8 protein-coding genes are annotated in these 11,147 nt (G+C 60.2%); 3 read left to right on the top strand and 5 right to left on the bottom strand.

The genetic code is table 11. The features are described 5' to 3' along the window. The first annotated feature begins 309 nt into the window (after positions 1 to 309). Genes rbsK through ACEQFP_RS01925 form a run of 3 tightly spaced genes read left to right on the top strand, consistent with a single transcriptional unit; the run spans position 310 to position 3,600 of the window. Positions 310 to 1,230, top strand: coding sequence for a ribokinase (gene rbsK / locus ACEQFP_RS01915; protein ID WP_005286919.1), 921 nt, complete (start codon positions 310 to 312; stop codon positions 1,228 to 1,230). Positions 1,231 to 1,258: 28 nt separating this feature from the next. After that, the gene (gene fucP, locus ACEQFP_RS01920; RefSeq protein ID WP_047059683.1) at positions 1,259 to 2,587 is read left to right on the top strand and encodes an L-fucose:H+ symporter permease; all 1,329 of its coding nucleotides are present in this window, start codon (positions 1,259 to 1,261) and stop codon (positions 2,585 to 2,587) included. Continuing rightward, entirely contained in the window at positions 2,587 to 3,600 is a 1,014-nt protein-coding gene (locus ACEQFP_RS01925) for an aldose 1-epimerase family protein (RefSeq protein WP_370547395.1), read from the top strand. The genes fucP and ACEQFP_RS01925 overlap by 1 nt, the downstream gene beginning before the upstream one ends. 101 nt (positions 3,601 to 3,701) lie before the next feature. Here the strand turns inward: ACEQFP_RS01925 and ACEQFP_RS01930 are convergent, their stop codons facing one another. The 5 genes from ACEQFP_RS01930 to ACEQFP_RS01950 all read right to left on the bottom strand — a co-directional run bounded on the left by ACEQFP_RS01930 (position 3,702) and on the right by ACEQFP_RS01950 (position 11,147). Next, positions 3,702 to 5,783 carry a TonB-dependent receptor family protein gene (locus ACEQFP_RS01930; protein ID WP_370547396.1) on the bottom strand — a complete coding sequence of 694 codons (2,082 nt, stop codon included), beginning with the start codon at positions 5,781 to 5,783 and terminating at the stop codon, positions 3,702 to 3,704. An 86-nt stretch (positions 5,784 to 5,869) separates the two neighbouring features. Next, entirely contained in the window at positions 5,870 to 7,009 is a 1,140-nt protein-coding gene (locus ACEQFP_RS01935) for an ABC transporter substrate-binding protein (RefSeq protein ID WP_370547397.1), read from the bottom strand. Between the two features lie 49 nt (positions 7,010 to 7,058). After that, the gene (locus ACEQFP_RS01940) at positions 7,059 to 8,231 is read right to left on the bottom strand and encodes a type III PLP-dependent enzyme (protein WP_068870921.1); all 1,173 of its coding nucleotides are present in this window, start codon (positions 8,229 to 8,231) and stop codon (positions 7,059 to 7,061) included. Further along, complete coding sequence (locus ACEQFP_RS01945) at positions 8,228 to 9,988, bottom strand: IucA/IucC family siderophore biosynthesis protein (protein ID WP_005286899.1); 1,761 nt, start codon at positions 9,986 to 9,988, stop codon at positions 8,228 to 8,230. Before ACEQFP_RS01945 ends, ACEQFP_RS01940 begins: the two co-directional genes overlap by 4 nt. Beyond that, positions 9,963 to 11,147 (bottom strand): MFS transporter, encoded by a 1,185-nt coding sequence (locus tag ACEQFP_RS01950; RefSeq protein ID WP_370547398.1) that lies wholly within the window; start codon positions 11,145 to 11,147, stop codon positions 9,963 to 9,965. The genes ACEQFP_RS01945 and ACEQFP_RS01950 overlap by 26 nt, the downstream gene beginning before the upstream one ends.

The following is an 11,147-nucleotide window of genomic DNA, read 5'->3' on the forward strand; positions in this document are numbered from 1 at the left end:
TCGCTAGTAACATTTGGCGTGTGAGGGAACAGGCCATTTATGTTTCTACTATAGCGCCGGACAGGATGAAAAAAAAGCCTTGTTGCGGATGATGAGAATTTATCTATTTGTTATTAAATGACTTTAATCCATCACTTTCTCCCATGCTAACGCGGGATGATCGGCCGATCATCTGACGCAGATCTCACTGTATGTATTCCGTTTTACTCCACGTGACTAATCGCGATCATAGTCACAAATGTTGCTCATGTAACATGATAATGTTTCTTCACTATCATTGTTATCTGGACGTTGTTAAGGAGTAAGAGAATGGATATTGCTGTTATTGGTTCCAACATGGTGGATCTCATCACCTATACCAACCAGATGCCAAAAGAGGGGGAAACGCTAGAGGCGCCGGCATTTAAAATCGGTTGCGGCGGGAAGGGGGCGAATCAGGCGGTGGCGGCCGCCAAGCTGAATTCTAAGGTGATGATGCTGACGAAAGTTGGGGATGATATTTTTGCCGATAATACCATTCGCAATCTCGAATCCTGGGGCATCGATACCAGCTACGTGGAGAAGGTGCCCTGCACCAGCAGCGGTGTGGCGCCAATTTTTGTCAACGCGAACTCCAGTAATAGTATTCTGATTATTAAAGGGGCGAATAAATTCCTCTCCCCAGAGGATATTGATCGGGCGGCGGCGGATTTAAAGAAATGCCAGCTAATCGTGTTGCAATTAGAGGTGCAGCTGGAAACCGTCTATCACGCCATCGAGTTCGGTAAAAAACATGGCATTCAGGTATTACTGAATCCGGCCCCAGCACTGCGCGAATTGGACATGTCCTATGCCTGTAAGTGCGATTTCTTTGTGCCCAATGAGACCGAGTTAGAGATCCTGACCGGTTTGCCGGTGGACACCTATGAGCACACGCGCATCGCGGCCAGAAGCCTGATAGAGAAGGGGCTGAATAATATCATCGTGACCTTGGGCGAGAAGGGCGCGCTCTGGATGACGCGCGAGCAGGAGGTCCATGTTCCGGCGCTCAAGGTGTCTGCGGTGGACACCAGCGGTGCCGGTGATGCCTTTATCGGCTGCTTCGCTCACTATTACGTACAGGAGGGTGATGTTGAGGCGGCGATGAGAAAGGCGGCCTTATTTGCCGCATTCAGTGTGACCGGGAAAGGAACGCAATCTTCTTATCCCAGTATCGAGCAGTTCAATGAGTTTCTGGCGTTGAACGCCTAATATCTCTGTTAATAAGGTAGCATTCATTATGAATAATAAAAGCATCATCCAGATGCCAGATGGCTATCTGAATCGTACCCCGCTGTTTCAATTTATTTTATTATCTTGTCTCTTCCCACTCTGGGGATGTGCGGCGGCACTCAACGATATTCTGATTACGCAGTTTAAAAGTGTTTTTGAATTAAGTAACTTCGCCTCGGCATTAGTGCAGAGCGCCTTCTATGGCGGTTATTTTCTGATTGCCATCCCCGCGTCACTGGTGATTAAGAAAAGCAGCTATAAGGTCGCCATAATGATCGGCTTGGCGTTATATATCGCCGGCTGCTCGCTGTTCTTCCCCGCCTCCCATATGGCGACCTATACGATGTTCTTGGCGGCGATTTTCGCCATCGCCATCGGCTTGAGCTTCCTCGAGACCGCCGCGAACACCTATAGCTCCATGTTGGGGCCCCAGGCACAGGCTACGCTGCGTCTGAATATCAGCCAGACCTTTTATCCCATCGGGGCGGCGGCCGGGATCCTGTTGGGCAAATACCTGGTGTTCTCCGAGGGCGATAGCCTCGAGAAGCAGATGGCGGGGATGAATGCCGAACAGATCCATGCGTTTAAACTGGCAATGCTGGAGAACACGCTCGAACCGTATAAGTATATGATCATGGTGTTGCTGGTGGTGATGGCGCTGTTTCTGTTGACGCGATTCCCCAGTTGTAAAGTGGCGCAACAGGCAGGGCGCCCGCGCCCTTCGGCGGGCGAGACACTGCGTTATCTGGCGGCGAACGCCCGTTTCCGCCGCGGTATCGTCGCCCAGTTCCTCTATGTCGGGATGCAGGTTGCGGTCTGGTCCTTCACCATTCGACTGGCGTTGGAGCTGGGTGACATCAACGAACGCGACGCCTCGACCTTTATGGTCTATAGCTTCGCCTGCTTCTTCATCGGCAAGTTTATCGCCAACATTCTGATGACCCGTTTCAACCCGCAAAAGGTGCTGGTGATCTATTCGCTGATCGGCGCCCTGTTGCTGGCCTATGTCGCGCTGGCGCCCAGCTTTAGCGCGGTCTATGTCGCGGTTGCGGTGAGCATTCTGTTTGGCCCCTGCTGGGCGACGATCTATGCCGGCACGCTGGATACCGTGGACAATGAGCATACGGAGATGGCCGGGGCGGTCATCGTGATGGCGATCGTCGGCGCAGCGGTGGTGCCGGCGGTGCAGGGATATGTGGCCGATATGTTCCATTCGTTGCAGCTCTCATTCCTGGTATCGATGCTGTGCTTTGTCTACGTCGGTGTCTATTTCTGGCGTGAGAGCCGGGCAGCGCAGGGCGTGACGGCAGCGGATACGTTACGAGGAGAGGCGTGATGAAAAGCAAAATTCAGTTATGGCGCACACTGTTCAGCGAGCAACCGCGCATCCTGCTGGAGAATGACGATTTTCGTGTAACGGCGTTACGTTATGCCAGCGGCGTCGAAGGGTTACGGGTAGAGAACGGTCGTGGACATCTGCTGATCCTGCCCTGGATGGGGCAGATGATCTGGCAGGCTTGCTTCGACGGACACGATCTGACAATGCGTAACCCGTTCCGTCAACCGCAGCCGGCGCGGCAGGTGGTGGAGACTTACGGCTGTTTCGCCTTCCACTCCGGTCTGCTGGCCAACGGCTGCCCATCGCCGCAGGACGATCATCCGCTACACGGTGAAATGCCTTGTGCGCCGATGGATGAGGCCTGGCTGGAGCTGGATGAGGGTAGCCTGAGCGTCACCGGCAGCTATGAGTATGTGATGGGCTTCGGTCATCACTACCGGGCCCAGCCTACGGTGGTGCTGCATCGAGATAGAGCGTTGTTCGATATCGGCATGCAGGTGACGAACCTCGCGTCGACGCCGATGCCATTACAGTATATGTGTCACATGAACTACGCCTATGTCCCCGGGGCGGTGTTCAGCCAGACGATCCCGGACCAGGCCTGGACGCTGCGTGAGTCGATCCCGGCTCACGTGGTGCCGACGCCGCAGTGGCAACGCTTTATCGAACGGCTGCGCCAGGGAGAGGTGACGCTGAGCGCCTTGGACGATCCATCGTGTTACGACCCTGAGATCGTCTTCTTCGCCGATCGCTTGGATCGTTACGGTGAGCGACAAGAGTTTCGCATGCAGGCAGCGGACGGCACCACCTTTGTCACGCGCTTCTCCAGTCGCGACTTTAACTATGCGACGCGTTGGATCTTGTACAACGGCGATCAGCAGGTGGCCGCTTTCGTCCTGCCGGCGACCTGCCGGCCGGAGGGAGCCTTGGCGGCGCAGCGCAATGGCACCGTGTTGCAGTTGGCCGCGCAGCAGAGCCGGAGCTTCTGGTTGACCACAGGGATCGCCTAAGCGCTCCCACCTGACCTTGCTCATCCCCGCGTTCCCTTGATATCAGGGGAACGCGGGAGGCGCGCTTCCCCTGCCGGGCAGGGGGCGAGTGACCTAGATGATTAGAAGGTGTAGTCGACGCCCAGCGTGACGGAACGCCCCGGCGCGGGCTGGCGTCCCCAGGGGCTGGTATCGATCCCGCGGTAGTAATAGTCCTTATTCAACAGGTTATTCACGGTGAGGTAGCCGGACAGTTGGCTATCTCGGTCATGATATAGCTGCTGAGTCACCTGAGCGTTCCAGACGGTATAGGCGGGCAGGCGTCCGGCATCGCCCTTCGCCGACTCCTCGCGGCTATTCTCTTTGTCGGAGAAGGCGGCGCTGTAATAGTACGCGGAGAGCGCGAAGGTGGTGTCACGCCACTGGTAACGGCCATCTAGCACCAGCTGGTGGCGGGAGGCATAAGGCATCTGGCGACCGGCGTTGGCGCCGACCAATTGCTGGCTGTCAAGGTAGGCGTAACCGGCGTGCAGTTTCAGCCCATCGAGAAAGGCGGGGGAATAGAAGGCCTCCAGCTCGATGCCTTGATAACGCGCCCGCCCCAGGTTGACGAAGGTGGCGCTGGCGTTGTCGTAGATGATCTTACTGTCCGTGTAGTCGATGCGGTAGTAGTCGGCCTGTAGGCTGAGGGTCGTCCAGGGGGTATAACGCACCCCGGATTCGTAGTTCCACGCTAATTCCGCGCCACGTTGCCCGCCCTTGACGATCTGAGTGACCTGTGGGGCGCGCAGACTCTTCTGGGCGTTGGCATACAGGAACCAGGAGGGGGTCGCCTGATAGCCGAGAGTGATCCCGGGCAGCCACTGTTGATCGCGGTTCTTCACGACCTGGCCGCTTTGATTATCGCGATAGTGTTCGTTGACCTGTTCGAAGCGTATCCCGGGGGTGAGGGTTAGGCTGTCGTCGAATAGCATCACGGCATCGCTGAGGTAGCCGGCCACCCCCTGATTGCGGAATTTCCAATCACGCGTAACCTGATCCGGGCGCGCGCTGGTCAGATAGTGGCGCTGAACCAGGTAGTCGATATTTTCATCGATTAAGCGAGCCCCCAGGGTGATCTTCTGGTTGATGGCGCTTCCCTCGTGGTACAGCGTCAGGCGGGGTTCGGTGCCCCAGACCTTGAAGTCGCGCGGCGAGCTTTGTTTGATGTCCGCCGGACGATCCGGCGCCCAGACTAATCCCGGCTGCTGGCTCAGGCCGACGTCGAAACTGCGATGTGACAGGTGGCCGAACAGCGTCCAGTTGAACTCCCCCGAGTCGAAGGGACCGACCCGATCCAATAGGGTGTTATAGACCGCGCTCAGGCGTTGAGTACGCCCCTGATAACCATCTTGCAGGCGGGTGCTCTGGGTCCGATCCTGTTGGTAATCCGCGCTAGAGAGGGCGCCGGGAAGTTGGGCATCGGCATCGTAGTACTGGTAGGTCAGATTCAGACTGCTGTCATCGTTAATGTTCCACAACCCCTTGATGCGGTAGTTTTGCACGGTTTGTCGGCTGTGCTGACGGAACGCGCTACCCTTGATCAGATTGCCCTCGATCTGGAGGCCGACACGATCATTCAACATACCGCCGCTACTGAGGTAGGTGTCATACAGATTGCGGCCATGGCCGGCCAGCGTCGTGCGCTGTGACACGGTATTCGTCCAACGGAGAGGAATGGGTTTACTGATGATGTTGATCACCCCGCCGACGTTGTTCGGTCCATACTGTACCGCCGCGCCGCCGCGTACTACGTCGATGCGATCGATGGTCTGGAAGGTGACCGGGAACAGGGACAATCCCGTTTGACCATAGGGCGCCAATGCCAGCGGGATGCCATCGAGCAACATCTGCACGTAGCCGCTACGGCTGTCCTGCAGGCCGCGCACGGCGATCTGTGCCAGTATTCCGGTGCCGGTTTCATCTTGAATTTTCACGTTGGGAACGTGCTGCAAGGCGTCATCAATGGAGCGGTTGGCATCCTGTGTCAGCTGTTGGTTACTGATGACGCTACGGCTACCGGGGTAGGTTTTCACCGCCTCGGCGCGCGCATCGCCCAGTAGATTGCCGCTAACGATGACGCGCTCCTCGGCATGGGCGGTACTGAGTCCGGCCAGCAGTAGGGCGACAGCGACGGGGTTGAGAGCGTAGCCAGCTATTTTCATTACTATCCCTTACTTAGTCTAATTATAAAAATGATGAGTGTTTTTATTCTCATTATTGGGCGTACTACGCCGCCGGTTGGTGGCGTTCAGGACGCCGCATCGGCCTGGAGAAAGAACAGGCCATGCACGTCGATACCGGCGAACTGCCGGTACCAGATCTGCAAGTCACGCTGTGGATCGACATCGTGGAAACGCGCCGGGTGGAGGAACTTGGCGATGGCCTCCAGGGCGATGACGTTGAACGGGCTGTCATAGAACTGGTGATACACCGCCATCACCCGCCCCTGGCGGACGGCCGGCAGCGTGTCGAAGCCGCGCCGCGTCAACAGCTGTTGTAGACGTGGGCGGGTGTCGGCCTCACTGGCCTGATAGCCGAGGGGGACCGCCAACGACAGGCCGCCGCGCCGGGTCCAGTCGGCGCCACTGAGTAGGTAGTAGTCGGGGCGGGCGGCGATCAACTGTTCGCTATTGATGTCGCCGCCGTGCTCGGGAACGCGGTCAGCCAGTAGGTTGCGGCCCCCGGCGGCGCTGATGAAGCGTCCGAAACCGCTGCGACCGAAGACCGCGCAGCAGGTATTACCGGTCATGCCGGCATGGTTTTCGAACACCACGCCGGGGCGCTCGTCGTCAGGGAGAGTGGCGATGCGCTGTTGTACGCGGGCGAGTCGTTGCTGGTAATGTGCGATGAAGCGTTCGGCATTGGCCGACTCACCGAGGGCCTCGCCCAGCAGACGTAGGGAGGGAACGGTGTTATGCAACGGCTGGCGGCGGAAGTCGATGAACAGCGTCGCGACGCCACTACGCGCTAATAGATCCAGGGTGCCACTCTCCCGCAGCCGAGGCAGTAGGCCGAGATCGAAGATGGCCAGATCGGGACGCAGCGGCAGCAGAAACTCGACGCTGAGATCGCTGCGGTAGGGGTTGGCGAACACGGGGATCTGCGCCAGGTGCGGGTAACGCTGGGCGTAGCGGCGCGCCATGTCCGGCGCGCGTCGACGCAGTGAGTCATCCCAGGCGACGATGCCGCGTAGCGGATCGTTGGGGCGCAACAGGCTCATCGCCAGTAACAGACGGCTGTCGCCCAGCACCACGCGCTGTGCGGGCGCATTGAGGGTGACCTGACGTCCGGCCAGATCGGTGAGCGTCAGGGGGGCTGCGCGTAGTGCCGGTACGGCGCACCCCAGCATCAGGGCGAGCAACCAGGGCATGAAAGACATGGGCTTCATAACGGATCTCATGCAGATAGTGATCGGGACAGGATGGTGGCCATGGGTCTCATGCCAGCCAAACCGTGTGCGGCGCGGCGTGCATCAGGAAGTGCCGATGAGAGATGTTCCAGGCGTAGGCCCCCGCCAACGGGAAGACCAGCCAGTCACCCGGAGCCAGTGCGGATATGGGTTGGCGACGCGCGAGTACATCCTTGGGCGTGCATAGCTGGCCGACGAGGGTGACGCGTTGATCGCGGATTTGCGCGGGCGTCTCGCGGCGTACCACCTGGAATGGATGGTCGTGCCCCTGGGCCACCGGGGTGCGGAAGTGGTGAGTGCCGCCATGGCCGATGGCGAACCACTCGCCCAAGTTACGTTTGATGTCCAATACCTCCATAACATAGTAGCCACAGGGGGCGCTGATGTAGCGTCCACACTCGAAGCGCAGCAGCCAGGACGTCGCCTGGCAGGCGTGGCGGACGGCGGGCAGGCGTTGGCAGAAGTCGTCCCAGTCGAAGTGGTGGCTCGGATCGCGGTAGTTGATGCCGAAACCACCGCCGAGATTGACCATCTCGATCGATAACTGAAATTGCCGGCACCACTGCCCGACCTGTGTCAGGCAGTGCTGGATCAATGCCAGATGGTTGTCGACGCTGAGTTGGTGGGAGAGTAGATGGAAGTGGAACCCGCGTAGCCTCAGCCAGCGGCAGTCGGCGATCAACCGCAGCGCCGCGGCCAGATCGGTGGTGTCCAGGCCGAAGGGCGTCGGCCTGCCAGCCATCATCAGCGGGGTATCTGTCCCGCCGGGTAAGGGGATATTCATCCGTAATAACAGGGGCAGTACCTGGCGCCGCTGCTCGGCCAGCATGGCCAGGCGCTGCAACTCGCCGAGGCTCTCGACATGCAAGGCGTCGACTTTCAGCTCACAGGCTAACGCCAATTCGCTGGTCAATTTGCCGGGGCCGCCGAACAGTAATTTGCTGTCCAGCGACTGCTGTGCGAGCCAGGCCAGCTCCCCCCCGGAGGCCGCCTCAAAGCCATCGACCCATGGTGCCAGGGTGCGTAGGATCGGCGCTTCGGCGTTGGCCTTGGCGGCGTAAAATAGCTCACAGCCTATGGGTAGCCGATGTTTCATGTCGGCGATGCGTTCACGCAACGCCGTGAGATCATACAGATAAGCACAAAACGGGCTGTGTTGCTGTTGCAGCTTACGGATTTCACGTCGTACGGCGGGGGTCATGGACGGCTCCTCATCGGATGGGCTAAGGGGGTGTAGTCGGACTGCCGATCGCGACGTTGCAGTAGTCGCGTCCGCAGGTTGTTTTTGCTGGGGAGCGGGGCGCCTGCCAGTAGCGCGGCGATCTCCGGCTGATGGCGCCAGGCTTGCAGATGGTGCGCCAGGCGATCCCAGAGGCGCTGCTCCAGCGAGCGATCGCCGTCCGCCAAGCGGAATAGAGCCTCGGAGAGGTGATTGACGAACAGGCAGTAGGCGATGCGTTGCCAACCCTGATGGCGGCTATACCACACCGACTGGCGAGCCGCGTCGGACAGGGAGGCCAGGCGGCTGGCATCCCATTGGCTTCGATCGAGCTTGGTTCCCTCCAGGTCGCGTAGCCACAGGCGGCAGGGCAGGTGCGCTTCCAGCCCGATCAACACATTTTGTAGATGCGGCTCGAAGACGATCCCCTGGTCGAAGAAGGCCGACAGGACGCTGGGGAGTAGCAGGCTCAGATAGCGATCCAGCCAGAGTTGCGCCGTCTCCGCGTACTCGAGACCGCGTAGGGCGGCCAGTTCTCGGATAAGGTGGCGCAGCGGGCTGTCACCGTCGCGGTCGAGGCCAAAGAGAGTACCGGCTAGGTGCGCCTGGTCGCTCTGCCGAACGCTGGGGGGCAGAGCCTGGCGATACAGGATGCCGAAACACTCTTGCAGGTGGCATACCGCCGCCTGTTCGTGCGCTTGGGCGAGGGGGCTGAAGTCGAGGGTCGTCGCGTTGGGTTCGCGCAATATGCTCAGGCCGGGAACTGCACGCTCAAGCCACCGGAAGGCGTCGTCGAGCAGGGCGCTTAGGGTGACGGCGCTCTCGAGTTCGTACCAGGCGTTCTTGCGCACGCAGTTGGTCAGCCGTACATGGATCGAGCATTTGAGGAACCACGGTAAGGTGGGGTGAAACAGGGTACGCACCGATGAGGTCGGTAGCAGCGCCGTGCCGCGTGCGCCGAGCGGGGTGATCATCCCCTGGCGGACGGCGCGGAGGTACAGCGGAGAGCGCATAATGTGCTCGACTTCCCAGGGATGGCAGGGGTACAGATTGTGCGCACCGCTCAATTCGTACAGTAGTGCGCCGATGTCGTCGTGTCCTTGCTGGCTGAGCAGACAGGGATCGATGCGAAACCAGAACAGCGGAAAGCGGGCGCCGACCTCGGGGGAACAGGCCAGCAGGGCGCGTGGGTCGACGCCGCTGCGGCTCTTTGGACTGGGGTGCAGCGGATGTCCCCAGATCAGGCTCTGCTCACTGCCGATGTAGTCGGGCGTCGGGCGGAAGTCGTCGGCCAGGAAGGTCGCCGTCACGGCGCTACTGTTGGCGATCTGCTCGGCCAACTCCGCGTTATGATCCACCCCAAGGCGTGCGGCCATCTCGCGTTGTAGTAGCGCGCAGGCCTGTGTTGGCGTCAGCGGCCGCCAGGCTTGGCCAAAGCGTTTCACAAAGGGGACCTGATCGAAGTCACCACGTCCCAGCAGGCTCCAGCGTCGCGCCTTGACGGCCAAGAGGCAGGCGCTCGCGGGAAGCGTCAGGCGTATGGGCTCGCCCTCTATTAAGGGAGAGCTCAACGCCTGGGGGATGTCGCCACGTGGGCACAGATGTACGCCGTCGTCGCCGAGGGCGAATTCGCGGATATAGCAATTGAGCAGGGCGGTAAAAGTGGCGTGGCAGGCCGCCGTGTAAGGCTCGCGCTGCTCGCTGGCGACAGGGTTAGGCGTCAGGGCATCGGTAGTCATGGCAAGGCTCCTTAAAGGGGAAAAGCAGGCAGAGCGCCAGCGCGGCCAGGGCCGCGGCGGCAGAGGCGATAAACGGGGCGGCCGGCGAGAAGCGGGCGCTTAAGCCGGCAGCACACAGGCCTGCCGCGACGCCGGCCCATTTGGCGCTGGCGTCCAATTGCGCCAGACGGTAGGCGGCATCGTGGTCACGCAGACGCGTGGCGATGTGGCGATTGAGGCCGATATAGGTCATCAGCATTCCCAGTCCGAAGAGGGTACGGGCAGCCAGTAACGCGGCGATAGTGGTGAGGTGACCTTGCCATAGGGCGGACAGCGCCAACATGCCTAGTCCCCAGGCGAGCGGGCGCCGCGTCGCGCGCGTCCGTTGCACCATGGGGAGCAATAACAGATACAGCAGATGAGGCCAGCTATAGAGCACGCCGATCAGCGCCGGTTGCCTGACCCAGCCCTGGGCGTAGGGCAAGAAATAGGGAAAGGTGGTGACCATGGCGAAGCTGAACAGAAATTGTAACGTGAGCAGGATGCCGTAATCCGTCGGCGCGGAAGAGGGGGATGCGCGCCTGCGTCGCTTTGGGAGCGCGCTCGGTGTCGCGTGGTGCACGCGCTGATCGTCCGGTAATCCCAGGCTGAGCAACAAGCCAGCCAGCGGCAACAGCGCGAGCCATAGCCAGAGCGTTTGCGCCGCGTGTATCCCGTCTTGCCCCAGCGCCAATCCGAGGAGTGGTGGGGCGCTTAGCAGGGCCAGTCGAGCAGAGAACTGCGTCCAGTTGAGCGCGTGCGCCAACGCTTCACCCGGGTAGTGGCGGTACAGGTAGCCATTGGCGGCGGCTAAGGTCCCACCGGCCAAACCTTGCAGGAGTAAGGCCATGATCAGCCAAGGCAATGAGGGCGCGGCGCCAGCCAGGATGAAGGCCAGCGTTAGCCCCAGCAGCGCTCGTTGTAACGACAGGCGGCAACCATAGCGATCGGCGAAGCGCCCCCAGAACGGTGCGCTCAGCGCCATGACGACCGTCGGTAGCGTGTAGAGCAGGCCGATCCAGGGACTGGCGGGCGCAATGTGGAAACCGCGCAGCAGGGCTGGCAGAAACAGCGGTACGCCGAGGACGGTGAACGCCGCGAGAAAATGGCAAGCCAGAACGATAGGCAGGATCGGTACCAT

Origin of the sequence: Edwardsiella sp. A.80236, assembly GCF_044540725.1 — a bacterium.
Classification (GTDB): Bacteria; Pseudomonadota; Gammaproteobacteria; order Enterobacterales; family Enterobacteriaceae; genus Edwardsiella; species Edwardsiella tarda.

Bases quoted from the DNA above. Each gene is read 5' to 3' on its own strand.
- rbsK (WP_005286919.1), top strand. From the start codon at position 310: ATGGATATTGCTGTTATTGGTTCCAACATGGTGGATCTCATCACCTAT.
- fucP (WP_047059683.1), top strand. From the start codon at position 1,259: ATGAATAATAAAAGCATCATCCAGATGCCAGATGGCTATCTGAATCGT.
- ACEQFP_RS01925 (WP_370547395.1), top strand. From the start codon at position 2,587: ATGAAAAGCAAAATTCAGTTATGGCGCACACTGTTCAGCGAGCAACCG.
- ACEQFP_RS01930 (WP_370547396.1), bottom strand. From the start codon at position 5,783: ATGAAAATAGCTGGCTACGCTCTCAACCCCGTCGCTGTCGCCCTACTG.
- ACEQFP_RS01935 (WP_370547397.1), bottom strand. From the start codon at position 7,009: ATGAAGCCCATGTCTTTCATGCCCTGGTTGCTCGCCCTGATGCTGGGG.
- ACEQFP_RS01940 (WP_068870921.1), bottom strand. From the start codon at position 8,231: ATGACCCCCGCCGTACGACGTGAAATCCGTAAGCTGCAACAGCAACAC.
- ACEQFP_RS01945 (WP_005286899.1), bottom strand. From the start codon at position 9,988: ATGACTACCGATGCCCTGACGCCTAACCCTGTCGCCAGCGAGCAGCGC.
- ACEQFP_RS01950 (WP_370547398.1), bottom strand. From the start codon at position 11,147: ATGGTACCGATCCTGCCTATCGTTCTGGCTTGCCATTTTCTCGCGGCG.